The organism is Methylobacterium longum (genome assembly GCF_022179385.1).
Taxonomy (GTDB): Bacteria; Pseudomonadota; Alphaproteobacteria; order Rhizobiales; family Beijerinckiaceae; genus Methylobacterium; species Methylobacterium longum.
Genome location: NZ_BPQS01000005.1, coordinates 123,944 through 149,467, shown reverse-complemented (window position 1 = coordinate 149,467; position 25,524 = coordinate 123,944). Strand labels below are relative to the sequence as shown.

20 protein-coding genes are annotated in these 25,524 nt (G+C 72.9%); 11 read left to right on the top strand and 9 right to left on the bottom strand.

The genetic code is table 11. The annotated features are described in order from the left end of the window. Nucleotides 1-9 precede the first annotated feature (9 nt). The 4 genes from MFF58_RS06680 to MFF58_RS06665 all read left to right on the top strand — a co-directional run bounded on the left by MFF58_RS06680 (nt 10) and on the right by MFF58_RS06665 (nt 3,174). Nucleotides 10-270 (top strand): YdcH family protein, encoded by a 261-nt coding sequence (locus MFF58_RS06680; RefSeq protein ID WP_238286177.1) that lies wholly within the window; start codon nt 10-12, stop codon nt 268-270. Between the two features lie 78 nt (nt 271-348). Further along, entirely contained in the window at nt 349-846 is a 498-nt protein-coding gene (purE, locus tag MFF58_RS06675; protein ID WP_238286176.1) for a 5-(carboxyamino)imidazole ribonucleotide mutase, read from the top strand. Between the two features lie 16 nt (nt 847-862). Beyond that, nucleotides 863-1,960 carry a 5-(carboxyamino)imidazole ribonucleotide synthase gene (locus MFF58_RS06670; protein WP_238286175.1) on the top strand — a complete coding sequence of 366 codons (1,098 nt, stop codon included), beginning with the start codon at nt 863-865 and terminating at the stop codon, nt 1,958-1,960. 341 nt (nt 1,961-2,301) lie between these two features. Further along, nucleotides 2,302-3,174 carry a tetratricopeptide repeat protein gene (locus tag MFF58_RS06665; RefSeq protein WP_238286174.1) on the top strand — a complete coding sequence of 291 codons (873 nt, stop codon included), beginning with the start codon at nt 2,302-2,304 and terminating at the stop codon, nt 3,172-3,174. Nucleotides 3,175-3,366: 192 nt separating this feature from the next. On the opposite strand, the gene MFF58_RS06660 is transcribed toward MFF58_RS06665, so the two are convergent. The 4 genes from MFF58_RS06660 to MFF58_RS06645 all read right to left on the bottom strand — a co-directional run bounded on the left by MFF58_RS06660 (nt 3,367) and on the right by MFF58_RS06645 (nt 9,185). Beyond that, the gene (locus MFF58_RS06660; RefSeq protein ID WP_238286173.1) at nt 3,367-4,521 is read right to left on the bottom strand and encodes an acyl-CoA dehydrogenase family protein; all 1,155 of its coding nucleotides are present in this window, start codon (nt 4,519-4,521) and stop codon (nt 3,367-3,369) included. A gap of 190 nt (nt 4,522-4,711) precedes the next feature. Continuing rightward, nucleotides 4,712-5,908 (bottom strand): acyl-CoA dehydrogenase family protein, encoded by a 1,197-nt coding sequence (locus MFF58_RS06655; protein WP_238286172.1) that lies wholly within the window; start codon nt 5,906-5,908, stop codon nt 4,712-4,714. A 4-nt stretch (nt 5,909-5,912) separates the two neighbouring features. Further along, entirely contained in the window at nt 5,913-7,100 is a 1,188-nt protein-coding gene (locus tag MFF58_RS06650; protein WP_238286171.1) for an acetyl-CoA C-acyltransferase, read from the bottom strand. A 15-nt stretch (nt 7,101-7,115) separates the two neighbouring features. Next, the gene (locus MFF58_RS06645; protein ID WP_238286170.1) at nt 7,116-9,185 is read right to left on the bottom strand and encodes a 3-hydroxyacyl-CoA dehydrogenase NAD-binding domain-containing protein; all 2,070 of its coding nucleotides are present in this window, start codon (nt 9,183-9,185) and stop codon (nt 7,116-7,118) included. A gap of 335 nt (nt 9,186-9,520) precedes the next feature. On the opposite strand from MFF58_RS06645, the gene MFF58_RS06640 reads away from it, so the two are divergent. The 4 genes from MFF58_RS06640 to MFF58_RS06625 all read left to right on the top strand — a co-directional run bounded on the left by MFF58_RS06640 (nt 9,521) and on the right by MFF58_RS06625 (nt 13,403). Next, a complete protein-coding gene (locus MFF58_RS06640) occupies nt 9,521-10,549 on the top strand; it encodes an NAD(P)H-dependent flavin oxidoreductase (RefSeq protein WP_238286169.1) in 1,029 nt (342 codons plus the stop codon). After that, the gene (locus MFF58_RS06635) at nt 10,546-11,283 is read left to right on the top strand and encodes an enoyl-CoA hydratase-related protein (protein ID WP_238286168.1); all 738 of its coding nucleotides are present in this window, start codon (nt 10,546-10,548) and stop codon (nt 11,281-11,283) included. Before MFF58_RS06640 ends, MFF58_RS06635 begins: the two co-directional genes overlap by 4 nt. Then, nucleotides 11,280-12,098: an IclR family transcriptional regulator gene (locus MFF58_RS06630; protein WP_238286166.1), complete on the top strand. Its 819-nt coding sequence runs from the start codon at nt 11,280-11,282 to the stop codon at nt 12,096-12,098. The genes MFF58_RS06635 and MFF58_RS06630 overlap by 4 nt, the downstream gene beginning before the upstream one ends. A gap of 105 nt (nt 12,099-12,203) precedes the next feature. Beyond that, nucleotides 12,204-13,403, top strand: coding sequence for a CaiB/BaiF CoA transferase family protein (locus tag MFF58_RS06625; RefSeq protein WP_238286165.1), 1,200 nt, complete (start codon nt 12,204-12,206; stop codon nt 13,401-13,403). 271 nt (nt 13,404-13,674) lie between these two features. Here MFF58_RS06625 and MFF58_RS06620 read toward each other — a convergent pair whose 3' ends face one another. Together MFF58_RS06620 and MFF58_RS06615 are read right to left on the bottom strand one after the other, a co-directional pair. After that, on the bottom strand, nt 13,675-14,640 hold the full coding sequence (locus MFF58_RS06620) for a GDP-mannose 4,6-dehydratase (protein ID WP_238286164.1): 966 nt from the start codon (nt 14,638-14,640) through the stop codon (nt 13,675-13,677). Between the two features lie 65 nt (nt 14,641-14,705). Then, nucleotides 14,706-15,926, bottom strand: a complete 1,221-nt coding sequence (locus MFF58_RS06615; protein ID WP_238286163.1) for a complex I NDUFA9 subunit family protein — start codon at nt 15,924-15,926, stop codon at nt 14,706-14,708. A 183-nt stretch (nt 15,927-16,109) separates the two neighbouring features. On the opposite strand from MFF58_RS06615, the gene MFF58_RS06610 reads away from it, so the two are divergent. Next, nucleotides 16,110-16,316 carry a hypothetical protein gene (locus MFF58_RS06610; RefSeq protein ID WP_238286162.1) on the top strand — a complete coding sequence of 69 codons (207 nt, stop codon included), beginning with the start codon at nt 16,110-16,112 and terminating at the stop codon, nt 16,314-16,316. 24 nt (nt 16,317-16,340) lie between these two features. On the opposite strand, the gene MFF58_RS06605 is transcribed toward MFF58_RS06610, so the two are convergent. From MFF58_RS06605 to MFF58_RS06595, 3 genes are all read right to left on the bottom strand, one after another. Next, nucleotides 16,341-17,282 (bottom strand): MBL fold metallo-hydrolase, encoded by a 942-nt coding sequence (locus MFF58_RS06605; RefSeq protein ID WP_238286161.1) that lies wholly within the window; start codon nt 17,280-17,282, stop codon nt 16,341-16,343. A gap of 205 nt (nt 17,283-17,487) precedes the next feature. Beyond that, nucleotides 17,488-18,711: a L,D-transpeptidase family protein gene (locus MFF58_RS06600; RefSeq protein WP_238286160.1), complete on the bottom strand. Its 1,224-nt coding sequence runs from the start codon at nt 18,709-18,711 to the stop codon at nt 17,488-17,490. Nucleotides 18,712-18,937: 226 nt separating this feature from the next. Continuing rightward, nucleotides 18,938-21,523 carry an ABC transporter ATP-binding protein gene (locus MFF58_RS06595; protein ID WP_238286158.1) on the bottom strand — a complete coding sequence of 862 codons (2,586 nt, stop codon included), beginning with the start codon at nt 21,521-21,523 and terminating at the stop codon, nt 18,938-18,940. Nucleotides 21,524-21,902: 379 nt separating this feature from the next. On the opposite strand from MFF58_RS06595, the gene MFF58_RS06590 reads away from it, so the two are divergent. After that, on the top strand, nt 21,903-22,562 hold the full coding sequence (locus MFF58_RS06590) for a cytochrome c3 family protein (RefSeq protein ID WP_238286157.1): 660 nt from the start codon (nt 21,903-21,905) through the stop codon (nt 22,560-22,562). Next, entirely contained in the window at nt 22,559-25,522 is a 2,964-nt protein-coding gene (locus tag MFF58_RS06585) for a TAT-variant-translocated molybdopterin oxidoreductase (protein WP_238286156.1), read from the top strand. Before MFF58_RS06590 ends, MFF58_RS06585 begins: the two co-directional genes overlap by 4 nt. Nucleotides 25,523-25,524: the final 2 nt, after the last annotated feature.

The window sequence follows — 25,524 nt, the reverse complement described above, 5'->3', positions numbered from 1 at the left end:
GCGTGACGCATGCTCTCCGGCGATGAGCGATCCTTGGTCCCGCGGGTGACGATGGCGGACGAGTCGGGCGAGAATGCGCAGGCGGACCTCCACGGTGAGCTTACCCGTCTGCGCGAGGAACATCGGGACCTCGACAGCGCCATCGAGGCGCTGGAGCACAGCGTCGCCGGCGACCAGCTGCAGATCCAGCGGCTGAAGAAGCGCAAGCTGACCCTGCGCGACCGAATCTTCCACATCGAGGACGCGCTCACCCCCGACATCATCGCCTGATGCCGGTGGACGCCGCCGGAACCCGCCTTGCCCCCGGCCCGCACCGCCTGTAAGCGCCCTCTTTTGCCGGGATCAACGATGGCGTCGCCTCCGGTCGCGATCATCATGGGCAGCCAGTCCGACTGGGCGACCATGCGGCACGCCGCCGAGACGCTGGACGCGCTCGGCGTGCCCTACGACGCGCGGATCGTGTCGGCCCACCGCACGCCCGACCGTCTGGTGGCCTTCGCCAAGGGCGCGGTCGCGGCCGGTCTCAAGGTCGTGATCGCGGGCGCGGGCGGCGCCGCGCACCTGCCCGGCATGGCGGCCGCGATGACCCGGCTGCCGGTCTTCGGGGTGCCGGTGGAGTCGAAGGCCCTGTCGGGCCAGGACAGCCTGCTCTCCATCGTCCAGATGCCGGCCGGCATTCCGGTGGGAACGCTGGCGATCGGCCGGGCCGGGGCGGTGAACGCGGCGCTGCTCGCCGCGTCGGTGCTGGCGCTCTCCGACCCGCACCTCGCCGCACGCCTCGATGCGTGGCGCGCGGCCCAGACCGCGTCGGTGGCCGAGCGGCCGGAGTCGGACGCATCATCGTGACGGACGAGTTTCTCGCGTGACGGACAGGATCCTCGGCCCCGGCTCCACCCTCGGCATCGTCGGCGGCGGGCAGCTCGGGCGCATGATCGCCCTGGCGGCGGCCAATTACGGGCTCAAGGTGCATGTCTACGCGCCCGATCGGGACAGCCCCGCCTTCGACGTCGCCGCCCGCACCACCTGCGCGGCCTACGACGATGCCGAGGCGCTCGCGGCCTTCGCCCGCAGCGTCGACGTCGTCACCTACGAGTTCGAGAACATCCCGCACGCCACCGCCGACATCCTGGCGCGCCACGCCCCCCTGCACCCGAACGCGCGGGCGCTCTCCACCACGCAGGACCGCCTGTCGGAGAAGGACTTCATCAACGGCCTCGGCATCCCCACGGCGCCGTTCCGGGCGGTGGACACGCCCGACGACCTCGACCGCGCGATCGAGGTGATCGGCCTGCCGGCGGTGCTCAAGACCCGCCGCTTCGGCTACGACGGCAAGGGCCAGCGCATCCTGCGCGCGCGGGAAGAGGGCGACCGCAACGCGCTGTTCGCCGAGTTCGGCGGCGCGCCGCTGATCCTGGAGGGCTTCGTGCCCTTCGAGCGCGAGGTCTCGGTGGTGGGCGCGCGCGCGCGCGACGGCAGCTTCGCGGCCTTCGACCTGTGCGAGAACGAACACCGCGACCACATCCTGGCGTTGACCCGGGTGCCGGCGCCGGGCCTGAGCCCGGAGACCGGCCGCGCCGCCCTCGATATCGCCAAGCGCATCGCCGACGCGCTGGACTATGTCGGCGTGCTCGCCGTCGAGATGTTCCTGGTGCGCACGGACGGGGCGGAGCACCTCGTGGTCAACGAGATCGCGCCCCGGGTCCACAATTCCGGCCACTGGACCATCGAGGGGGCGCTGACCTCGCAGTTCGCCCAGCACGTGCGCGCCGTCTGCGGCTGGCCACTGGGCGACCCGGCCCGGACCGGAGGCCTGCCGGTGGAGATGCGCAACCTAATCGGCGCTCAGGTGGAGGACTGGCCCGCGCTGCTGGCCGAGCCCGGCGCCCATCTGCACCTCTACGGCAAGGGCGAGGCCCGGCCCGGGCGCAAGATGGGGCACGTCACCCGGCTGGGGGTCTGACCGAGTCCCGTTTCTGCGGCTCGGAGAACACACCCGCGCTGCTGCGCGGGGGTCGGAGGCCTGAACCCGGCGCCGGGACGCGGGCGGGCCATACCTTCGCCACATCCCGCCGCTTCCACCGGACCCTGGTCGGTGCCGAATGCGTCCGGTCGATTCGCCCCGTCGCCGGCGTCCTGCCGGGACGAGGGACGGGCTGGCTCACGACGCGGCGCTTCTTAAGCCGGCCTTCACTGTGATGAGCGACGGTGCCCCGGATCGGGCGTGCCCGGCGCGCAGTGGGCGACTGGAATTCGGGGGCGGGGTGGGCGCGGGGCGCGCCGCGCCTCGGGGAGAGTGGGGCGATGATCGTACGCAAAGGGCTGGCACGGAAGTCTGCACTGATCGGCGCGGCGGCGCTCTCGGCCGCGGCCCTGGCCGGCTGCGAGACCGTCGGCAGCGCCGCCGGCCCGCGGCAATACGCGGTGCTTGAGACGGACACCACCGGCGCCACCAACGTCAACATCGCCTCGCTGACCGAGGTCGTGCAGCGCAACCCGAACGATGCGGCGGCCTACAACACCCGCGGCGCCGCCTATGCCCGCGCCGGCCAATTCAACGACGCCATCGCGGATTTCACCAAGGCGATCCAGATCGACGCGAACTCGGCTTCGGCGTTCAACAACCGGGCGCTCGCCAGCCGCCAGGTCGGCCGCGACGGCCCCGCGCTGCAGGACTTCACCAAGGCGATCGGCATCGATCCGAATTACGGCCCCGCGTATATCGGCCGCGCCAATGTCGAGCGCGCGCAGGGTAACCTCGATCAGGCGCTGAACGACCTCAACGTCGCAATCCGGCTGATGCCGGAATCGGCCGAGGCCTACCATGCCCGCGGCCTCGTGCGGCAGAAGCAGAGCCAGGACACCCAGGCGATCGCCGATTTCGACGCCGCCATCGACCGTGACCCCTTCAAGTCCGCACCCTACGCGGCCCGCGGCCAGAGCCTGATCGCCACGAACCAGTACTCGAAGGCGATCGAGGACTACAACGCGGCCCTCAACGTCAACAACAAGGACGCGACCTCCTGGGCGTACCGCGGCCTCGCCTACGAGAAGTCGGGCCAGCGCAAGGAGGCGCTGGAGAACTACCAGCGCGCCTCCGTAATCGATCCCAACAACTCCGTCGCCCGCGCCGGTCTCGGCCGGGTGCAGGGCGGGGTGGGCTCGCTGTTCAACTGAGCCCGGCCACCCCTCCCACGCGCCCATCCTGAGGTGCCCGCGGCAGCGGGCCTCGCAGGGGGGCGGCCGGTGATCACGACGCTGTCCGGACGCCGCCTCGGGGCTGCCTCCGACGCTGACTCCGGGGTCCCCTTCGCGGGCCCCCACCGCGCTCCGGCACCCCAGGACGGGGTCCGCGGGTGGGACGGCCCCTCAGGCCGCCAGCAGCCCGTTATCGTCCTGCGTGATCCGGCGCAGGTGGTGGGCCGTGTCGCCGAGCTGGTACTCGATCATGGCGAGCCGCTTGAAGTGGTGAGCGCCAATATATTCCAGCGTCATGCCGATCCCGCCATGGAGCTGGACGGCCTCCTGGCCGACGTAGCGGCAGGCCTTGTTGATCTGAACCTTCACGGCCGAGAGGGCCGCGGCCCGGGCCGGCGCATCCGGCGCATCGACCATCATGGCGGCGTAGAGCGCCATCGAGCGGGCCTGCTCCAGCTGGATCAGCATGTCCACCGCCCGGTGCTGCAGCGCCTGGAATGAGCCGACGCTGACGCCGAACTGCTTGCGGGTCTTGAGGTATTCCACGGTCAGCTTGTGGAGCGCGTCCATGGAGCCGACCGCCTCGGCGGCCAGCGCCGCGATCCCGTGCTCGACCACCCGCTCCAGGAGCGGCAGGCCACCCTCGGGATCGCCGAGGGCCGCGTCGCCGGGGAGCTGCACGTCCGAGAACGACACCTCCGCGGCCCGGCCGCCATCCTGGGTTGGGTAGGCCTCAACCGCGACCCCCGCGGCGTCGGCGGGGACCAGGAACAGGCCGATGCCGTGCGCGTCGCGCCGCTCCCCGGACACCCGGGCGGAGACCACCATCAGGCCGGCCGCGTCGGCGTTGGGCACGACGCTCTTGGCGCCGCTGAGCACGAAGCCGTCGCCCGAGCGCCGGGCCGTCGTGGCCACGTCCGCGAGGTCGTAGCGGGACTGGCGCTCGGTGTGGGCCAGGGTCAGGCGCAGGGTGCCGGCGACGAGGTCCGGGACCAAGCGCGCCTTCTGCGCCGCGCTGCCGCCGAGCCGCAGGGCCGTCGAGCCCAGTACGAGGCTCGCCAGAAGCGGCTCGACCACGAGGTTGCGGCCCACCGCCTCCATGACCAGCATGGTCTCGACTGGGCCGCCGCCGAGGCCGCCCTCCTCCTCGGAGAAGGGCAGGCCGGCGACGCCGAGTTCGGCGAAGGCCGCCCAGCCCTCCGCGGGGAAGCCCAGGGGCGCCTTGAGCCGCGCCTGCCGGCTCTCCAGGGACGGGTAGAGGTCGGCGGCCAGCCGCTCGACGCTGTCGCGCAGGAGCGACTGGTCCTCGTTCAGGTCGAAATCCATGGTGTTCCCTCGCGGATATCGTCGGGGGCGCCCGGCACCGGCCCTCCCACCAGATCCCTCATCCTGAGTGCCGGAGCGCGGCGGAGGCCTCGAAGGAGGCTTTCAGACCTCGCCGCGGTCTCGGGAGCCCTCCGTCGAGGCTGCTGCGCAGCACCTCAGGATGAGGACGTGGTCGGGACGAGGCGGTCGCTCACAACCCCAGAATGCCCTTGGCGATGACGTTGTGCTGGATCTCGTTCGAGCCGCCGTAGATCGAGACCTTGCGGTTGTTGAAGTAGCTGGGCGCGGCGGCGTCGACCCAGTCGAAGCCCCCGGGCAGGTTGTTGGCCCCTGCCCCGCGCGCGGGCGCCGCCAGCGCGAAGGGCCCGGCGAGCTCCACCAGCAGTTCCGTCGCCGCCTGCTGGAGCTGCGAGCCGCGGATCTTGAGGAGCGAGGAGGCCGGATCCGGTTCCACCGAATCCGCCCGGCCCTGCTTGGCGGCCACCCGCATCTGGGTGATCTCCAGCGCCTTCAGCTCGACCTCCACCTCGGCGACGCGGCCGCGGAAGGCCGGGTCGTCCCACATCGTGCCGGGCCCGGACGGCATCTCCCGCGCGAGGCGCTTGATCCGGGCGATCCGTTCCTTGGTGAGGCCGATCCGGGCGATGCCGGTGCGCTCGTTGGCGAGCAGGAATTTGGCGTAGTCCCAGCCCCTGTTCTCCTCGCCGACGAGGTTCTCCACGGGCACCCGGACGGAATCGAAGAAGACCTCGTTGACCTCGTGCCGCCCCTCGAGGGTGAGGATCGGCCGCACCGTGATGCCCGGCGTCCTCATGTCGATCAGCAGGAAGGAGATGCCGCGCTGCTTCTTGGCCTCGAAATCGGTGCGGACCAGGCAGAAGATCCAGTCGGCGTGCTGGCCGAGCGTGGTCCAGGTCTTCTGGCCGTCCACGACGTAGTGGTCGCCGTCGCGCACCGCCTTGGTCTTGAGCGAGGCGAGGTCGGAGCCGGCGCCGGGCTCGGAGAAGCCCTGGCACCACCAATCGTCGAGGTTGGCGGCGCGGGGCAGGAAGCGCGCCTTCTGGTCCTGCCGCCCGAAGGTCGCCAGCACCGGGCCGAACATGTAGCAGTTGAACTGCTGGGGCAGCGGCACCGCCGCCTGGAACAGCTCCTCGGTGTAGATGTAGCGCTGGATCGGGGTCCAATCCCGGCCGCCCCATTCCTGCGGCCAGTGCGGCACCGCCCAGCCCTTGGCGTTGAGGATCCGCTGGCTGGTGACGTAGTCCTCCTTCGAGAGGCTGCGCCCCTCCGAGACCTTCTTGCGGATCTCCGCCGGGATCTCCGTCCGGCAGAAGGTCCGGACCGCGTCGCGGAACGCGATTTCGTCGTCGGTGAAGCGCAGGTCCATCGGTTCAGCTCCGGGCGATCTCGAACAGGCCGGCGCAGCCCTGGCCGCCGGCCACGCACATGGTCACCACGGCATAGCGCGCGCCGCGGCGGCGGCCCTCCAGGAGGGCGTGGCCCACGAGCCGGGCCCCCGACATTCCGAACGGGTGGCCGACCGCGATGGCGCCGCCGTTGACGTTGACCTTGTCGGGGTCGATCCCGAGCGTGTCGCGGCAATAGACCGATTGCGACGCGAAGGCCTCGTTCAGCTCCCACAGGTCGATATCGGCGACCGTCAGCCCCTGCCGCTCCAGCAGCCGTGGCACGGCGAAGACCGGGCCGATGCCCATCTCGTCCGGCCCGCAACCCGCCGAGGCGAAGCCCCGGAAGGTGCCGAGCGGCGTGAGGCCGCGCCGCGCCGCCTCGTCGGCCGACATCAGCACGCTGGCCGAGGCCCCGTCCGAGAGCTGGCTGGCATTGCCCGCGGTGATGGAGGCGCCCTCCCCGCGCACGGGCTTGAGCTTGGCGAGACCGTCGAGCGTCGTGTCAGGCCGGTTGCCCTCGTCCTTGGCGAGCCGGGTCTCGACCTCCCGGGTCTCGCCGGTGGCCTTGTCGGTCACCGCCATGACGGCGCTCATCGGGACGATCTCGTCGTCGAAGAGCCCGCGCTCCTGTGCCGCCGCAGTGCGGCGCTGGCTCTCCAGGGCGAAACGGTCCTGCGCCTCCCGGGAGACGCCGTACCGCTCGGCCACGATGTCGGCGGTCTCAATCATCGGCATGTAGATGGCCGGCAGGTGCGCCTCCAGCCACGCGTTGCGGGTCAGCTCCCGCTGGACCTTCGGCTGGACGAGGCTGATCGACTCGACGCCGCCGGCCACCGCCACCGGCACGCCGTCGAGGATGATCCGCCGGGCCGCGCTGGCGATCGCCTCCAAGCCCGAGGCGCAGAAGCGCGAGACCGTGACGCCGGCCGAACCCACCGGGATCCCCGCCACCAGCGCCGCGTGCCGGGCGACGTTGCCGCCCGTGGCGTTTTCCGGATAGCCGCAGCCGAGCACCACCTCCTCGACCGCCTCCGGCTCCAGGCGCGCCCGGTCCAGGGCGCCGCGGATCGCGTGGGCAGCGAGGTCGGCACCGCGGGTGAGGTTCAGCGCACCGCGATGGGCCTTGCCGATCGGCGTGCGCGCGGTCGAAACGATCACCGCGTCGGTCATGATCCCCCCTCCCCCTCAGGCGTTCTTCAGGCCGGCGAAGCGGCCGCCCTCAGCGGCGAGACGCGTCAGGAGCGGCGCTGGCTCCTGGCTGTCGTCGCCGGTCTCGGACGCGAAACGCGACAGCGCCTCGGCGACGGTCTTCAGCCCGACCGTATCGGCCCAGTGCATCGGGCCGCCGCGCCAGGCGGGCCAGTTGTAGCCGTTGATCCAGATCGTATCGATGTCGCCGGGCCGGGCCGCGATGCCCTCCTCCAGGATCCGCGCGCCCTCGTTGACCATCGGGTACATGAGCCGCGCGACGATCTCGTCCGGCGTGAAGCTGCGGCGGGCGACGCCGTGCTCGGCGGCGACGCGCGCGATCAGCGCCTCGACCTCCGGGTCGCGGGTGCCGGTCCGGGCGCCGTCCGGGTAGAGGTAGAAGCCGCGCCCGGTCTTCTGGCCGAAGCGCCCCTGCTCGGCGAGCGAATCCGCGACCGGGGCCCGGCCGCCGAAATCCTTGCGCGAGCGCCAGCCGATATCGAGGCCCGCGAGGTCGCCCATGGCGAAGGGCCCCATCCGGAAGCCGAAGGCGGTGACCGCCGCGTCGATCTCGTGGGGCAGAGCGCCTTCGAGCAGCAGGCGCTCGCCGGCCCGGCTGCGGCGCTCCAGCATGCGGTTGCCGACGAAGCCGAAGCAGACGCCCACCGTCACCGGCAGCTTGTTGAGGCGCTTGCCCAGGTCGAGGGCGGTGGCGAGCACGTCCGGCGCGGTCTTCTCGGCGCGGACCACCTCCACGAGGCGCATCACGTTGGCTGGGCTGAAGAAGTGCAGGCCGAGCACGTCCTGAGGCCGGTTCGTCACCGCCGCGATGGCATTCACGTCGAGATAGGAGGTGTTGCTGGCCAGGATCGCGCCGGGCTTCGCGATCGTGTCGAGCTTCGAGAAGATCTCGCGCTTGACGCCCATATCCTCGAAGGCCGCCTCGATGACGATGTCGGCCTCCCCGGCCTGCTCCAGGCCGAGCGCGCCGGTGATCCGGCCGACCCGCTCGTCGCGCTGGGCCTCGGTGATCGAGCCGCGCTTGGCTGAGCCGGCATAGAGGCCCTTCACCCGGTCGAGGCCGCGCGCCAGGGCGCCGCCTTCCGTCTCGATCACCGTCACGGGGATGCCGGCATTGGCGAAGCACATGGCGATGCCGCCGCCCATCGTCCCGGCGCCGATCACGGCGGCCGTCCGGATGGGGCGGCGGGGCGTGTCCTTCGGCAGGCCGGGCACCCGCGCGGCCTCGCGCTCGGCGAAGAAGGCGTAGCGCAGGGCCTGCGAGCGCGGATCCTCCACCAGGGCCCGGAACTCGGCCCGCTCCGTCGCCACGGCGGTGTCGAAGTCCTGCTCCAGCCCGGCGCGCACGGCCCGCGCCAGGGCGTGGACGTTCGTGGCGTCGGGATCGCGCTTCACCGCATCGGCGGCCAGCGCCTCGAACTTCTCGCGCGCCTCCGGTGTCAGCTTGTCCGACCGGTCGCGCACCCGCGGCAGCGTGCCCGAATCGGCGATCTCCAGCGCGCGAGTGCGGGCCGCCGCCACGAGGTCACCGAGCACAACGGAATCGACGATTCCGAGCGCCGCCGCCTTCTCGGCGGAGACCGGCTCGCCGGTGACCATCATCGCGAAGGCGGCGTCGGGCCCGATCAGGCGGGGCAGGCGCTGCGTGCCCCCCGCCCCCGGGATGATCCCGAGCTTGATTTCGGGCAGCCCGATCTTGGCGGACGGAGCGGCGATCCGCCCGTGGCAGGCCATCGCCAGCTCCAGGCCGCCGCCGAGCGCCGCGCCGCCGATGGCGGCCACCACCGGCTTCGGGCTGGCATCGAGCCGCTCGAGCACATCCGGCAGGCTCGGCGGGTGCTGCGGCTTCCCGAACTCGCTGATGTCGGCGCCGCCGACGAAGACCTTGCCCTCTGCCGCCAGCACGATGGCGCGGATCGCCTGATCCGCGATGACCTGCGCCAGGGCCTCGTCGAGGGACGCCCGCAGGGCGGCGCCCAGCGCGTTGACCGGCGGGTTGGCGAGCGTGAGCACGGCCACATCGCCGTCGACCTCCTGGCGAACCACTCAGGACTCCCTCATATTCTGCAGTGCAGAACAACAGTCTGCATCTCGGCTGGATGTTGGTCTGCCGGTTCACGATCGTCAAGGATGTATCGGGAGCGCGCGCCGTGTCGGGACATCCGTTCTGCATTGCAGTTACAGCCCGGTTCGGGCGTTTGACCGGCGCCCTGGGCCCATGCCATCAAAACGGCCCCGGGCGGGACTCGGTTGCGGTGGCCGCCGGGTGACCGTGGGCCGGACCGCCGGAGGCAGGGGAGGATCACGGTGCGCGGCATCGATCGGGACCAGCGGTCCGGGAGCGCCCGTCCGGCGCGGGGTCAGGCGGCGGAGATCGCGCGATGAGCGACGGTCCCGAACGGATCCCGGCCGGGCGCCTGCCCGAGGCTCTGCGCGGCCGGCTCGCCCTGCCGGTGATCTGCGCGCCGATGTTCATCGTCTCCGGGCCGGAACTGGTGATCGCCCAATGCCTCGCCGGCGTGGTCGGCTCCTTCCCGGCCCTCAACGCGCGTCCGGCCGCGCTGCTGGACGAGTGGCTCACGCGGATCACCCGAACGCTGGCCGAGGCCCGGGCGGCGGATCCCGCGAGGAGGATCGCGCCCTTCGCGGTGAACCAGATCGTCCACGCCTCGAACGACCGCCTCGCGCAGGATGTCGAGGCCTGCGTCCGGCACCGCGTGCCGATCATCATCACCTCCCTGCGGGCGCCGGACGCGGTGATCCGCCCGGTCCACGCCTATGGCGGCGTGGTGTTCCACGACGTCACCACCGTCCGCCACGCCGAGAAGGCCCTGGAAGCCGGCGTCGACGGGCTGATCCTAGTCTGCGCCGGGGCGGGCGGGCATGCGGGGACGCTGAGCCCCTTCGCCCTCGTCGGCGAGATCCGGCGGTTCTACGACGGGCCGCTGATCCTCTCGGGGGCCATCACGTCGGGCTCGGCGATCCTGGCGGCCCAGGCCATGGGTGCCGACCTCGCCTATATGGGCACCCGGTTCATCGCCACCCGGGAGGCGAACGCCGCCCCGGCCTACAAGGACATGATCGCTGGCAGCGCGGCGGCCGACATCCTCTACACCCCCTACTTCACCGGCGTGCCGGGCAATTACCTGACGCCGAGCATCCGGGCCGCCGGGCTCGATCCCGAGGCCCTGCCGGTGCGCGACAAGACCGCGATGAACTTCGGCAGCGCCAGCGTGAAGGCGTGGCGCGACGTCTGGGGCGCCGGCCAGGGCGTCGGCACCATCGCGGATGCGCCGGCCACCGCCGACCTCGTCGCCCGGCTCGCCCGGGAATACGCGGCGGCGCGGGCGCGGGCGGCCGGCCTGTCGGCGGAATACGGTGCGGACCTCGCCGGCGAGGCCGCCCCGTGAGCATCCGCGTCGCCGATCCGGAGCCCGGGATCCGGCTCGTCACCATCGACCGGCCGGAACGGCGCAACGCCCTCGACCGGGCGTCCTATGCGGGCCTGACCGCCGCCGTCGCGGCCGCCGCCCAGGACGAGGCCGTGGGAGTCGTGGTGCTCACCGGCGCGGGCGGCTGCTTCACCGCCGGCAACGACCTCAGGGATTTCCAGGACGTCGCAGCGGGGGGCGACAGCCCCGGCCTGACCTTCCTCAAGGCCCTGCGCACCTGCCCGAAGCCGGTGGTGGCGGCCGTGGAGGGCCACGCGGTCGGCATCGGCACGACGCTGCTCCTCCATTGCGACCTCGCCTATGCGGGGGACGGCGCCCGGTTCCGCCTGCCCTTCGCCGCGCTGGGTCTCAGCCCGGAAGGCGGGTCCAGCTACCTGCTGCCCCTGGTGGCGGGCTCGAAGCGCGCCGCCGAGCTGCTGATGCTCGGCGAGCCCTTCACCGCGGAGGCCGCCGCCGCGGCCGGCCTCGTCAACGCCGCCGTCCCGGCCGGGACGGCGCTCGACACCGCGATGGCCAAGGCGCGCTCCCTCGCCGCCCTGCCCCGGGCTTCGATCGCCGCCACCAAGCGGGCCCTGCGGCGCGGCCACGAGGAGGCCGTGGCCCGCGCACTCGACGAGGAGGCGGTGGTCTTCCACGCGCTGCGCCGCGCCCCGGAGGCGCAGGCAGCCTTCGCGGCCTTCCTGCGCCGATGACCGACGCGGAGACAAGCCTCCTGCCCGGGCTCGACGCCCCCGGTCCCGGCGCCAAGGAGGACCGCCACTTCGTCACGGCCCTGGCTCGGGGGCTGGCGGTGCTCGCCTGCTTCGGGCCGGGCCGCACGAGCCTCGCCAACCACGACATCGCGGAGGCCTGCGGATTGCCGCGGTCGACCGTCTCGCGGCTCACCTACACGCTGACGAAGCTCGGCTACCTGCAGCACATGCCCGAACTCGGCCGCTACCGCCTCGGCACCGCCACCATCGCGCTCAGCTCTGCGGCTCTGGGCGGCCTCGACGTGCGCGCCATCGCCCGGCCGGTCCTGCGGGCGGTCGCGGAGGCGGCGAACGCCTCGGTGGGGCTCGGGGTGCGCGACCGGCTGAGCATGCGCTACGTCGACTGCCAGCGCGGCCCGGCGGCGATCTCGCTCAACCTCGACACCGGCTCGCGCATCTCGCTCGCGCGCAGCGCCATGGGCCGCGCCTACGTGGCGATCTGCCCGGAGCGCGAGCGCGCGGGCATCTACGAGGACCTGAAGGCGCTGGATCCCGTGGCCTGGCCCGCGCTCCGCGCCGGGCTCGATCGGGCGGTGGACGAGCACCGGGAACTCGGCTGCTGCACCTCGTTCGGCGAGTGGCAGGAGACGGTCTGCGCCATCGCGGTGGGGTTCCATCCCGGCGGCGGCCTGCCCCCGATGGCGGTCAATTGCGGGGCCCCGACCGTCATCACCGACGCCCGCTTCCTCATGGAGGTGGCGCGTCCGAAACTGATCGACGCCGTGCGCAGCCTCGACGGCGTGATGGGCGCTTAGGACTCCGCGGCTGGCCCGATCCGGGGCCCGTCGCGCCGGCGCCGCGCTCGCCGCGCACGCGTCGGGACAGGCGGTCTTGTCCGCCCCGGTATGGTGGAGAACACGATGACGACCGAACAGCCCGACCTGCCGCTCGCGGGGATCCGCGTCCTCGATCTGTCCCGGGTCCTGGCGGGGCCCTGGTGTGCGCAGGTTCTCGGCGATCTCGGCGCCGACGTGATCAAGGTCGAGCACCCGGAACGCGGCGACGACACCCGCGACTGGGGCGTGCCGACGAGCCCCGGCAACACCTCGTATTTCGACAGCGTCAACCGCAACAAGCGCTCGATCGGCGTCGACCTCGCGACGCCGGAGGGGCTGGCGATCGTGAAGGCGCTCGCCCGCGAGAGCGACGTGCTGGTCCAGAACTTCAAGACCGGCGGGGCCGAGAAGCTCGGTCTCGGCTACGGGGCGCTCTCGGCCGAGAATTCGGGGCTGATCTACTGCTCCATCGCCGGCTACAGCTCGGACGGCTCGGAGGCCGGTCGCCCCGGCTACGACCTCGTCGTCCAGGGTGAGTCCGGCGTGATGGCGCTCAACGGCGAGGCCGGCGGGCCGCCCCTGAAGTTCGGGGTCGCGGCGGTCGACCTGTTCACCGGGCAGTTCGCCGCGCAGGCCGTGCTCGCCGCCCTGTTCCAGCGGGAGCGGACCGGGCGCGGCAAGGCGATCGACCTCGCCCTGTTCGATTGCGGCGTGGCGCTGACCTCGTATTACGGCCTGGAGGCGCTGGCCCGGGGCATCGATCCGCCCCGCTACGGCAACGCCCATCCGTCGATCGTGCCCTACGGCGTGTTCGAGGCCGGCGATGGGCCGGTGGTGATCACGGTGGGCAACAACGGCCAGTACCGCCGTTTCTGCGAGCAGGTCCTCGACCGCGCGGACCTCGTCGCCGACCCGCGCTTCTCCACCAACCTCGACCGCTCCAAGAACCGCGCCGCCTTCATCCCGGTGCTGGAGGCCGAACTCGCCAAGTGGGAGCGCGCGCCGCTGATCGCGCGCCTGCGGGCCGCCGGCATCCCCTGCGGCGAGGTGATGGGCCTGCGCGAGGCGCTGACCTGCGACCGGGCCCGGGAGGCCGGGCTGGTGGTCGCTGCGCCCGAGAACGCCCACGTCATCGCCCCACCCTACCGCCTCGACGGCCGCAGGCTTCCGGTGCGCCGCATGCCGCCGGGGCTCGGGGCTTCGAGCGCGGAGATCCTGGCCCAGGAGCTGAATTATCCGGAGGCCGAGCGGGACGCGCTCACGGCCAAGGGGGTGGTGCGGTAGCGGCGACGCCATGACTTCGCGACCTGGCAGAAGCGGGGCGGAACGGGCAAGCTTCGGCGGGTCGGCGACGGTTCCGCGCGTCTTCTTCCCCCCGCGAAGGGGCGTGCGCAGGGGAAGTCTCGCCCCCCACACCTACCACCGAACGGGGATCTCAAACCCGACATGGGGATCTGCGAGCCCGCGGACGGGGAGGGCGTGCCGCGGAGCCGGTCTCCCGTTCGCGAACCGCGTTGCGTGAACGTGAGGGCCCGCACGCCATCGGGAACCCGCCTCATCCCGCGCCGTGCGAAGCCGCCAGCCGCGCGCGGGCATCGTCCAGCACCCGCGTCAGGGAGGCTTCCCACGCGATCCGCGGCTGCCAGCCGGTGGCCGCGTGCAGCCGGCCGGCGTCACCCGCGGCCAGGGGGATCTCCGCGGGCCGCACCCGCTCGGGAGCGACCCGGATTTCGAACGGCACCCGTGCCAGGGCCCGCAGGTCGTCGAGCACGCTCGCGATGGTCCGGGGCCGGCCCGAGCTGATGTTGAATACGCTACCCTCCGCCAGGGCCGCGGCCCGGCCGATGAGGTCGGCATAGGCGGCCGCCACGTCGGCCACGTCCAGGAAGTCGCGGTAGGAGGAGAGGTTGCCGACTTCCAGGCAGGGCGGCACCAGCCCGGTCTCGATCCGGGCGATCTGGCCCGCGAACGAGGCCACCACGAAGCGCTCGTCCTGGCCCGGTCCGATATGGTTGAACGGCCGCAGCACGACGAGCTTCACGCCGATCCGGGGCAGCAGGTCGCGCAGCAACTGCTCGCCGACCCATTTTGACCGGGCGTAGGTGTTGCGCGGCAGGGGTTCGGCCGCCTCCGTGAGGGCGTGCCCGGCCAGGAAGGCGCTGCCGTAGACCTCGCCGGAGCTGACGAAGAAGAACGTGCAGCCCGGCACCGCCTCCACGGCCGCCACGAGGTTCATCAGGCCGTTGACGTTCACCCGCCAGGTCTGCCCCGGCCCGCTGGTGGAATCGGCCACCGAGGCGAGGCCCGCGAGGTGGAGGATCTCGGTGGGCCGGAACCGCCCCACGAAGGCGGCGAGTGCGGTCTCGTCGAGGAGATCGATCGCCTCGTAGGTGACGCCGGCCGGCAGGGCGGGTGGCTCCCCGCGTCCGATCCCCGCCACGCGGTCGCCCGCCTCCGCCAGGAGCGGCAGGACGTGGCCGCCGACGAAGCCCGCCGCGCCGGTGACGAGGATGCGTCTCACGTCCGGTCCGCCGATCCCTGGTTTGACGGCGTGGTCAGCGCCACGCTCGGGCGAGGGGCCGGCACCTATCCCGATTTCCGGGTGCCCCAGCGCGGGGCGCCGCGGTTCGGCGAGCTGCCGGCATCGGCGCCGATCGCCGGTCCGGAGGCGGTCTGCGGCCGGTGCTGCGAGCTGGCCGCCATGGGCGTCGAGGCCAGCATGTCGGGCACCTCGGACAGGTGCTCCTCGTCCCGCTCGGTGGAGAACTGACCGGCCTTGCGGAACGTCCAGAGATAGCCCGGCACCACCGCCTCGGCGGCGGTCGGGGTGATCCCGATCCCCTCGAAGGTCCGGCCCTCGGCCCGGGCGGTCTCCGAGACGACGTTGTCGTTCTGGAGGAGGATCACTTGGTCGCGGGTCAGCTTCAGCGCGTCGGGCAGGAGACCGAAGGTCAGGGTGTCGGCGATCTCCAGGAGCCGGGCCTGGAGCTTGGCCGCCGGCAGCGGCAGGTCGACGATCGCGCGCTTGCGCCGGATCGTCTTCAGCATGTAGCGCACGAAATGCTCCAGCGTGCCCACCTCCGGGCCGCCGAGTTCGTAGACCTTGCCGCGCGCCACGGTCCCGTCCACCGCCCGGGCGATCGCCTCGGCGACGTCGCCCACGAAGGCCGGCTGGAAGCGCGACTGGCCGCCGGCCAGCGGCAGGACCGGGAGCGCCCGGGCGAGGCTGGCGAAGCGGTTGAAGAAGCTGTCGCCGGGACCGAACAGCAGCGAGGGCCGGAACACCACCGCGTCCGGGCAGGCGGCGAAGACCCGCGCCTCGCCCTCCGCCTTGGAGCGGGCGTAGAGCGAGGGCGAGGCCGGATCGGCCCCGATCGCCGAGACGTGGATCATCCGCGCGCCCTGGCTGGCCGCGGCGCGGGCGATGGCGTCGGCGCCGTCGACCTGCAGGCGCGCGAAGCTCTGCGAGCCGGTCTCCTGCAGGATGCCGACGAGGTTGATCAGCACGTCCGACCGCTCGGCGGCCCGGGTCACCGAATCCGGGTAGCGAAGGTTGGCCTGCACGGCCACGATCTGGTTGACCTTGCCCAAGGGCTGCAGGAACAGCGCGAGGTCCGGCCGCCGCACCGCGACGCGGATCCGGTAGCCGCGCTTGGCCAGCGCCCGCACCACGTGCCGGCCCAGGAAGCCTGAGCCGCCGTAGATCGTCACGAGCTGGTCCTGCGGGCGCAGCGGGCCCGGCCCGGCGACGGAAGCGGGCCCGCTGTCCTGCGTCGTCCGCGCGGTGGTGGTCTCTTGGCCGGTCATCGCCGTGGTCTCGGGTTCCTGGCGCGCACCGGGGCGCCGTACAGGCGCCTACTTAGTGCGGCGCGCGAGGGCGTTGCAATCAGGCGAGGTCCGAAGATTTCGGGTTTGACCGCGGCGCGAGGCGGGAACAGGTGCGGGACCCGCGCATTTTTTCCGGCCCTCTCGCCGCGCCGGAGCTTCACCATGATCGTTGGTATGCTGATCTCCGCGGGGATCGCCGTGTTCGGGCTCCTCGTCGCGCTGGGCCGCATCGGCCACCCGATCGATGCCCAGCTCGTCAGCACCTACGGCTGGAGCATCCTGATCATCGGCGTCGCGCTGTTCGTGCTGTTCGCGGCGGGCCGGTTCAACCGCTCGCGCAAGGCGCGGTCCGCCGCGCGCTCGGCCTGAGCGGGCCGCCGGGTCGGCCTCTGTTCAGGCGACCTTGATCCGGCGGCGCAACTCGCGCGCCACCGCGGGGCGGCCTCCGGGTCGGCGGCTCACCGACCGGGGGGCGCCGACCGTGATGCTCTGACGCTCCCGGGCGATGAAGGCGCCGGGCATCTCGGCCTGGAGGTCGGCCTCCATGTCGCGCAGGGCCGTGTCGGAATGGGCCGGGTGCAGATGGATGATGGCCAGCGCCTTGACGCCGGCCATCCGCGCCAGCTCGACGCCCTTCTGCCACGTCGAGTGACCCCAGCCCCGGCAGGTGGGATACTCGCAGTCGGTGAACATGCCGTCGTAGACCATCAGGTCGGCACCCTCGACGAACTTGGCGAGCTCCGGATCCGGCCAGGGATCGCTGTGCTCGATGTCGCTGATCAGGCACAGGCGGCGGCCGCCATGCTCGAACCGGTAGCCCACCGAGCCCTGCGGATGGTTCAGCGGGATCGTCCCGACCTGCGTCCCGTCCGGGAAGGTCAGGGTCTGGCCCGCCTCGAAGCCGTGGTGGTGGAAGGTGCAGCACAGCTTGTCGAGTGTAACCGGGAACAGCGGCGGCGCGAACAGGCGGTCGAGGGTCGGTCCGGCCGACTCGCCGCCGAGATTGCCGCAATAGGTGTTGATCACCCGGTCGGAGTCGAGGACCGCCGGCTTGAAGAAGGGGAGGCCCGCGGTGTGGTCGAGGTGCAGGTGGCTGAACAGCAGGTCCACCTCCTGCGGCAGGTCGGTCCGGTGGCCCTGTCCGAGATTGTAGATGCCCGAGCCCGCGTCGACGATGAACATCCGATCGCCGCAGCGCACCTCCAGGCAGGGCGTGCTGCCGCCGAACTCGGCGTATTGCGGGCCGCTGACGGGAGTCGAGCCGCGGACGCCCCAGAAGCGGAGGACGAGGTCCTGATCGGCCGCCGGACGAGCCGGTTTGGAACTGTTGGACATGGCGATCACGAATCTGCGGACGGGCAGTCCCGATCGGTTATGATCGAAACCCCGTCGCCGTTCCGGGAAGGGTGCTCTGAATACGGCAGGCCGACGTCGCGAAAGTATCGCTTGTCCCCTGCCGTATCATGAATTGGTGTGCCGGGGACTGCCGTGATGTGCGGCTGCGCACACGGACGGGCCTCTGCCGGGGGCCACTGCATGCCTAGAGGCTCTCGGCCGAGGCCAGAAGACTCGGGGCCAGAAGACTCGCGGCCCGGAGACCGAAGGCCGAGCCGTGAGGGTCCGTCCCGCCCGACGTTCCGCCGGCGAGATTCGCCGCCAGCCACGTGGGCAGCCCATCGCCGTAGCGCGTCAGGAATCGGGTCGTGAGGCCCCCGAACAGGTCGCGCGGGCGCTCGTAGACCGGGACGAAGCCGGCCATCCGGCGCGGCGAGAGGACGGAATCGGGGGCCGCCCAGGCCGCCCAGACGGTTTCGGGCACGGGGCGCGCGGCCCGGTGTCCGGGCACGACCACCACCTCCTGCCCGGCGAAGGCCAGGGCCTCCGGCCGGCTGATGTCGCCGACCGCCCCGCCCCGGGCCGTGTAGGCCGCCCAGAAGGCGTGCTGCCCCCCGTCCGAATAGGTGGTGCGCACGGCCGGCTCCCCCGCCTCGGCGAGCGCCGTCATCCGCGCCTCCTCCACGGCCCGGCGGGTGGTCACGGCGGCCTCGATCGCCGGGACCCGGGACGGTGCGAAGGCGTAGCGGCCCGCCGCCACCGAGACCTGGAGCTCCTCGCGGCTCGCCTCGAACCGGTCGGAGCCGGCCTTGAGCTCGCGCCAGAAGGCGATGTTGGGGTCGGTCCGGTGCCGCGCCATGGCCTCGGCGGTCATCCGGAACGGATAGGACTGGAACTGGAAGGCCGCCTGGCCGCCGTTCAGCGCATCGCGGGCGATGGCGTAGATCTCGCCGACGGTCGCGTTGGTCATGGCGAAGCAGCCCATCGACGAGCAGATGCCGTGCACCATCACGGCGGAGCCGGTGCCGCCGTGGGCCCGGTCGTAGGCGTTGGGATAGCCGACGTCGAAGGACAGGTAGTAGTGCGAGTTCGGGTTCATCTGACGCCGCGGCACCGTGTAGAACCCCTCCGGCGTCTGCCGGTCGCCGGTCTTGCGCTTGGGGCCGAGCTGTCCGGACCAGCGGCAGATCGGGTAGGTCTTGATGAAGACGTATCCGGCCGAACCCTTCTTCCAGACCTCGATCTCCGATTCCTTCTTGTAGGCCCGGAACAGCACCGGCGACGCGGCCGTGACGCCCTTCTGGGCCATCAGCGCGAGGGTCGCGGCCGGGATCGGCGCCTCGGCCTTCCCGGCCTGCGCGGCCGCCGGACCGGCGAGGGCCAGCAGCGCGAGACCGGCGGCGAGCGTTTTCAGGAGCGTTCGGGGCATGAACCGTCCGGGCTGACTCGGCCGGGCTGACACGGCGGGCTCACTCGCCGGGATGGCGCCGGACGGGCACGGTCCCCCGAGCTGACGGAATATTGCGGCGGCCGTGAGGCTGCGGTTCCGCCCCGTCCAGGGCAGAAGGGGCGGTCCGACCCATCGCGTCTGCGCGCGGCCAAGCGACCCGGAACGGCGCGACGGCATCCGGTGCGGCGCGGCCCGGCCGCCTCGCTCAACCCGCCGGGACCGCCTCCCGGGGGGCGGCCGCCGTGGCGGGCGCCACCACCGCGCTGTTCTCCACCGCGATCACCGCGTCGAACGGCTCGACCCCCTCCGGGACCCCCGTCTCGGGCAGGCAGACGATGAGGCCGCGCCCGGCCCGTACCTGCCGCAGCCGGGCGAGGCGGTCGCGCAGGCCCTCGGCCTTGCGCTCGTCGGCCGCGATGGCCACGACGAGGATGTCGGGATCGCGCGCGAGGCAGCGGCTCAGCTCGATCGCCACCCGCTCGCGGGCGTTGATCGCGCCGTCCGCGAGCGCTCCGGTGCTCGGTTGGATCTCGACCTTGCTGTCGAGCCCCAGCCCGTAGACCGCGGCTTCCAGGCCCTCGTCGGCCAGGATGCGGCGCACCAGCTCCCGCACCCGGGGCTCGGCATTGGCTTCGCCGAGGCTGATGCGGCCGAACAGCAGGTTCTCCTCCAGGCTGGCGGCGGGATTGACCCGGGTGGGATCGTGGAACTCCACCGCCCCGGCGAGGTGGGGGGGCAGCATCCGCGCGAAGGAGCGGCGCGCCTGGACCAGCCGGGCCTCGAAGGCGGCGTCGATCAGGCCGAAGCGGTGGCGGGTCTCGCTGTAGCGCAGGGACAGCCCGATCAGCCGCGTGCGGTCCCGCTGGCCCGCCGGCCCCCGGCGCAGGCGCACCGCATCGGGAAGCCGCACCACGAGATCCTCGAAGTACCCGCGCTCCGAGGCCTGGAACAGCGAGTAGGCGTCGAACAGCGGGTGGTCGTTGGGCAGGTCGGCGAAGATCTCCACCGTGCTGCGGGCCACCGACAGGCCGATCTCCGTGAGCGGGCGCACCAGCTCCTCGGCCTCCAGAACCGCCCGCAGGTAGGGGTGGCGGGCGAAGCGCAGGGGCGCGAAGGCGCCGCCCACCGGCTCGCCGAACAGGATGTTCTCGCCGACGCTCGCCTGATGATTGTAGCGTGTCGGGTCGAAGGGCTCCACGAGGCGCTCGGCCCCCTTGGCGGCGAGCGCCTGGCGCATGGTCCGGCGCGCGGTGACGATGGCGGCCGCCAGACGCGGCTGCGCCGCCGGGTCCAGCTGCCCGGTCAGCCCGCGAGCGTAGACGAAGCCGTCGAGCCCGGTGAGCCGGCTGATCCCGATCAGCGCGATATCGTCGGGGGCGCTCACCGGGTCGGTGCCGTAGAGCAGGTTCTGGCGGAGCGACCCCGCCATCAGGATCGCCTCACCGGACGCGAAGGCGATGCGGCGGGCGCGTTCGGCGGCGTCGAAGCCGCGCAGGTCCGTGCCCGCGTAGGTGACGGCGCCGGCGGTCGGCTCCACCTGGCCGGCCAGGACGGCGGCCAGCGCCCGGGCGCCGCTGCCGCGGCTGCCGGTGATCGCCACATGCCCCGGCATGGCCAGGGCCACGTCGACGCCGGTCAGGCGTTCGCCCGTCGCCGCGTCGAAGGCGCCGACGCCCTCCGTCGCCAGGATGCCCGATCGCGGCAGAGGCGAGGCGGCCCCGGTCCGGCCTGCCCGCGCCTGCCGGCCTTCGAGGGACGCGATGATGCGGGCGAGGTCGCGGAAGCGGGGGCGCACCGCCCTGCGCACCGTCCAGAGCCGCGCGCAGACGGCGGCGAGCCAGCCGGCGAGGCCGAAGGCGCCGGTCGCCGCCAGCAGCGCGGCCGGATCCACCGCCGGGACCGGTGCGGCGTCGGGCCCGGACGAGCGCCACAGGGCGGTCCCGACCGCGATCGCCGGCAGGATCACCGCGAGCGCCAGAGCCGGGGCCCGCGCGTAGGCGAGCCGCGCCTCGGCCCGCGCCACGTTGGTGCGCATCGCGGTGACGCGCGCCGCGATGCGCCCCCGCTCAAGGGCGGCGGCCCCGTGGCTGCGCACCGCCGGCAGCCGTCGGACGAGGTCGTTCAGATTCTCCTCCGCCCGCGCGCTGGAGCGCAGGCGCAGGTCCTGCCGGTCCCGCGCCCGGTCGAGCACCAGCCCGTAGGCGAGGCCGACCGCCCCGAGCCCGACGATCGCAGCCGGGACCAGTCGGGGAGCGGCGAGCGCCGCGAAGCCGAGCGCCAGGATCAGGGCCGCGAGGGTCATGGCCGGCAGCACGATGCCGGCAGCGAGGAGCCGGTCGGCCCGGGCCAGGACCTCGCCGACGATCCGGGCGAGGCTGCGCGCTTCGTCCCGCGCTCCGGCCGGCGCGTCGAGGATCGTCGCCAGGACCGCATTGCGGACCGTGTCGGCGGCCCGGTTCTGAGCCTTGAAGCAGAGGCGTGCCACGCTCCAGCCGAGTGCGGCCAGGACCACCGCGCAGGCGGCGATGCACACGAAGGCCGCGAGCTCGAGTTCGACGGGACGCATCGGCATCCCGGGGACCAGCACGACTTCGCGGCCCGGCAGCGGCACGGCGAGGCGCAGGAAGGGCAGCACCGGCGCCTCGTCCCGCGGCAGCACCGCGATCAGGTCGCGCAGGCACAGCAGCGCCAGGGCGCAGAGCGGGGCGCCGACTCCGACCGCGAGGGCCGCCGCGGCGGCGTGAAGACGCCGGGCGGCGCGCCAGGTCAGGACGAGGGGATCGGATTCCATGCGTCTCCGATGGGGATCGGGCGGGTCGGCCGCAACCTTGCGCATAGGCTTTCACGCCCGCGGCGGGAAGGGCGGTAGGATTGGCGGCGGGAAAGGCCGAGGGATGGGCGATGCGTGCGGTCCGGCCCCGTGCGACATGTCGGCCGGACTGATTCAAGTTCTGGCCCCAGTCTGGGAGCGCTCTAGGTTAGGCCCTGTGCGCGCGGCGCGGCCCCCGGTACCGTCGAGCGGTCCGGCTGCCGCGTCCGTCCGAGCCGCACTGGGCGGGCCAGCCGGCGCAGTACGTTTTCGGCCGGGATCAGAGGATGAGGCGACGCGTGCGGCGAGGGGCTGAGCAGACCGAATGCCGCCCGGCCGGCCCGATGCCCGGGGTCGCCTGATGGCGCAGCTGTTCACCCCCGGTGCCGACGCGCTCTACCGCCTGGCCCTGATGACCGGCGTGGCCTGCCTCGTCGGGCTTCCGGTCCTGGCGGCCGGGATCGTGCGCTCGAACTACGTCACGGGCGTCGGGATCGCGCCGGCCCAGCCGCTGCCGTTCAGCCACAAGCACCATTCCGGCGAACTGGGCATCCAGTGCCGCTACTGCCACACCACGGTCGACCGGGAGGCCACCGCCGGCATCCCGCCGACGCATACCTGCATGACCTGCCACTCGCAGATCTGGACCGGCTCCGAGATGCTCAAGCCGGTGCGCGACAGCTACGCGCAGGACAAGCCCCTGGAATGGGTGCGGCTGAACAAGCTGCCGCAATACGTCTACTACAACCACTCCGTCCACGTGACGAAGGGGATCGGCTGCTCGACCTGCCACGGCGACGTCACGTCGATGCAGATGACCTACCGGGCCAACGCCTTCGAGATGCAGTTCTGCCTCGATTGCCACCGGGCGCCGGAGAAGTACGTCCGCACGCCGGATCAGGTCTGGAACATGACTTGGAAGCCGCCGGCCGATCAGGCGACCCTGGGCCCGAAGCTCGTGGCGCAGTACCATATCCGCGGCGGGGAGCGGCTGACCGAATGCGGGATCTGCCACCGATGACGGCCGCTCCCGACCTTGCGGCCCTGCGCGCCAGACTGGCCGGCGGCGACGGCCCGCGCTTCTGGCGCAGCCTCGACGCCGTAGCTGACAGCGCGGAGTTCCGCGCCTACCTCGCGGCCGAGTTCCCCTCCGCGTCGCGGCTCGCCGCCGCGCCGGAGCGCCGCGGCTTCCTGAAGCTGATGGCGGCCTCCTTCGCCCTGGGCGGCCTCACCGCCTGCGGCGGGGGCGGGGGGCGCGACTACGAGGTGCCGTACGTCAACCAGCCCGAGCGGATCGTGCCGGGCACGGACCTGTCCTACGCCTCGTCGGCGCTGTTCGACGGGTTCGGCAACGGCATCCAGGTCACCACCCGCAACGGCCGCCCCCTGAAGGTCGAGGGCAATCCCGAGCATCCCTGGAGCCGCGGCGGCACCGACGTGCTGGCCCAGGCCTCGGTGCTCGGGCTCTACGACCCGTTCCGCTCCCAGGCGGTGCAGCATCTCGGGCGGCCGAGTTCCTGGGCGGCGTTCCGGTCCGACCTGCAGGGGCGGCTGCCGGGGTGGCGCCAGACCGGGGGCGAGGGCCTCGCCCTGCTCACCGGCCCGGTGACCTCGCCCAGCCTCGCGGCGCAGATCGCCCGGCTGCGGGCCGCCTATCCGGCGCTGCGCTGGTACGTCGGCGCCGGGGCCGGCCGCGACGGGATCTACGAGGGGGCCCGCCGGGCCTACGGGCGGCCGCTGGAGACCCATCCCGATTTCGGGCGCGCCCGCACCATCGTGGCGCTCGACGGTGATTTCCTGGACCTCGGCCCCGGTCAGGTCGGCCTGTCCCGGCGCTGGATCGAGGCGCGGCGCGCGGCCTACGCGGAGGGCCGTCTCCTCACCCTCCACGCGGCGGCGCCGACCCCGACGCTGACCAGCGCCAAGGCGGATCGCGGCGTCGTGGTGCCGGCCGGCCGACTCGAGGCTCTGGCCCGGGACCTCCTGGGTCTGGCCGCGGACGGCGCCGCTCCCGCGGGCGACGATCCCGTGTCCCGCTGGACGCGGGACGCCGGCGCGGCGCTCAACCAGGCCCGGGGCGCCGGCATCGTCACCGCCGGCCTGGGCGCGGGCCCGGAGTTGCAGGAGCTCGTGCACCGGCTCAACGGCGCGCTCGGCAACACCGGAACGACCCTGGTCCACACGGCGCCCGCGGCGGAGACCGGTGCCGGCACCCTGGCGGATCTCGCGGAGGCGATGGGGCGCGGCGCCGTCCGGGCCCTCATCGTGCTCGGCGCCAACCCGGTCTACGAGGCGCCCGGCGCCCTCGACTTCGCCGCCCGCATGGCGCGCGTGCCGCTCAAGATCCATGCGGGGCTCTATTACGACGAGACCGGCGCCCATGCCGACTGGCATCTGCCCGCCGCCCATCCGCTGGAATCCTGGGGCGACGTCCGGTCCCTCGACGGGACCGTGGGGCTGATCCAGCCGACGATCGCCCCCCTGTACAACGGCCGGACCCTGCCGGAGATGCTGGCCCTCCTGGCCGGCGCGGGCGGGGGCGGCGGACAGGAGGGGCTGGACCTCCTCAAGGCGCAGTGGCGGAACGCGGGCGAGGACGACGCTGCGTTCCAGGCCCGCTTCTCCGAGGCCCTGCACCGGGGCTTCTGGGTGGACAGCGCGCATCCGGCCGAGCCGGTCGCGCTGACGCAGTCCGTGCCCCCCTCCCCCTCTCCCGCGCCGCCGGCAGGAGTCGAGGTGCTGTTCCGCCCTGATCCCACCATCTGGGACGGTACCCATGCCGACCTCGCGTGGCTGCAGGAACTGCCGAAGCCCCTGACCAAGGTGGTCTGGGAGAACGTGGTCGCGGTGAGCCCGCGGCTCGCCGAGCGCGCGGGGATCGCCACGGGCGACGTGCTGCGCGTGGAGGCGGAGGGCCGTGCCGTCGAGGGCCCGGCCTGGATCCTGCCCGGCCAGGCCGACGACACCGTGACCCTCAGCCTGGGCTACGGCCGCGACGTGCCGGACCACCTCGCCCGCGGCCTCGGCTACGACGCCGCCCCCCTGCGCCCGCCGGGTTCCCCCTGGCGGCTCGCCGGCGCCAAGCTGACGAAGACCGGCGAGCGGCGCATGCCGGTCACCACCCAGCACCTCGGCACCATGGAGGGGCAGGATCTCGTGCGCGTCCAGGCGCTCGGCGCCGCGCCCGTGGGCGACCCGAAGGGCGCGCCGGCGCCGGCCTCGTTCTATCCGCCCCCGGAGAGCCAGGACCGATGGGTCGCCGCGCAATGGGGCATGGCGATCGACCTCGACGCCTGCATCGGCTGCAACGCCTGCGTCACCGCCTGTCAGGCCGAGAACAACATCCCGGTGGTCGGCCGCGAGGAAGTCGAGAAGGGCCGCTGGATGGGCTGGCTGCGGGTCGACCGCTACTACGCGGGCGAACTCGACGCGCCGAGCACGCATTTCCAGCCGGTGCCCTGCATGCATTGCGAGCAGGCGCCCTGCGAACTCGGCTGCCCCGTGGAGGCGACGCTCCACGACAGCGAGGGCCTGAACCTGCAGGTCTACAACCGCTGCGTCGGCACCCGGACCTGCCAGAGCTACTGCCCCTACAAGGTCCGCCGCTTCAACTACCTCGACTACACCGGCGGCATGACCCCGGTGGAGCAGCAGCAGCGCAACCCCGAGGTCACGGTCCGGGCCCGCGGCGTGATGGAGAAGTGCACCTACTGCATCCAGCGCATCACGGCGGCGCGGATCACCTCGGCCAAGGATGCCCACGCCCCCATCCCCGACGGCGCCGTCGAGACCGCCTGCCAGGGCGCCTGCCCGACCCGGGCGATCACCTTCGGCAACGTCGCCGACCCGGGCAGCCAGGTCTCGGCCGCCCGCCGGGACCCGCGGGAATACGCGCTGCTCGGCCACCTGAACACGCGGCCGCGCACCACCTACCTCGCCGGGCTCGCCCCCGCCGCGGCCCCGGCCGGACGGGAGGGCTGAGC

What these genes read in the sequence shown, in the direction of transcription:
- MFF58_RS06640 (WP_238286169.1), top strand. Translation starts at nt 9,521, where the DNA reads ATGAGCGACGGTCCCGAACGGATCCCGGCCGGGCGCCTGCCCGAGGCT.
- purE (WP_238286176.1), top strand. Translation starts at nt 349, where the DNA reads ATGGCGTCGCCTCCGGTCGCGATCATCATGGGCAGCCAGTCCGACTGG.
- MFF58_RS06625 (WP_238286165.1), top strand. Translation starts at nt 12,204, where the DNA reads ATGACGACCGAACAGCCCGACCTGCCGCTCGCGGGGATCCGCGTCCTC.
- MFF58_RS06665 (WP_238286174.1), top strand. Translation starts at nt 2,302, where the DNA reads ATGATCGTACGCAAAGGGCTGGCACGGAAGTCTGCACTGATCGGCGCG.
- MFF58_RS06610 (WP_238286162.1), top strand. Translation starts at nt 16,110, where the DNA reads ATGATCGTTGGTATGCTGATCTCCGCGGGGATCGCCGTGTTCGGGCTC.
- MFF58_RS06660 (WP_238286173.1), bottom strand. Translation starts at nt 4,521, where the DNA reads ATGGATTTCGACCTGAACGAGGACCAGTCGCTCCTGCGCGACAGCGTC.
- MFF58_RS06590 (WP_238286157.1), top strand. Translation starts at nt 21,903, where the DNA reads ATGGCGCAGCTGTTCACCCCCGGTGCCGACGCGCTCTACCGCCTGGCC.
- MFF58_RS06595 (WP_238286158.1), bottom strand. Translation starts at nt 21,523, where the DNA reads ATGGAATCCGATCCCCTCGTCCTGACCTGGCGCGCCGCCCGGCGTCTT.
- MFF58_RS06605 (WP_238286161.1), bottom strand. Translation starts at nt 17,282, where the DNA reads ATGTCCAACAGTTCCAAACCGGCTCGTCCGGCGGCCGATCAGGACCTC.
- MFF58_RS06680 (WP_238286177.1), top strand. Translation starts at nt 10, where the DNA reads ATGCTCTCCGGCGATGAGCGATCCTTGGTCCCGCGGGTGACGATGGCG.
- MFF58_RS06585 (WP_238286156.1), top strand. Translation starts at nt 22,559, where the DNA reads ATGACGGCCGCTCCCGACCTTGCGGCCCTGCGCGCCAGACTGGCCGGC.
- MFF58_RS06600 (WP_238286160.1), bottom strand. Translation starts at nt 18,711, where the DNA reads ATGCCCCGAACGCTCCTGAAAACGCTCGCCGCCGGTCTCGCGCTGCTG.
- MFF58_RS06615 (WP_238286163.1), bottom strand. Translation starts at nt 15,926, where the DNA reads ATGACCGGCCAAGAGACCACCACCGCGCGGACGACGCAGGACAGCGGG.
- MFF58_RS06630 (WP_238286166.1), top strand. Translation starts at nt 11,280, where the DNA reads ATGACCGACGCGGAGACAAGCCTCCTGCCCGGGCTCGACGCCCCCGGT.
- MFF58_RS06655 (WP_238286172.1), bottom strand. Translation starts at nt 5,908, where the DNA reads ATGGACCTGCGCTTCACCGACGACGAAATCGCGTTCCGCGACGCGGTC.
- MFF58_RS06650 (WP_238286171.1), bottom strand. Translation starts at nt 7,100, where the DNA reads ATGACCGACGCGGTGATCGTTTCGACCGCGCGCACGCCGATCGGCAAG.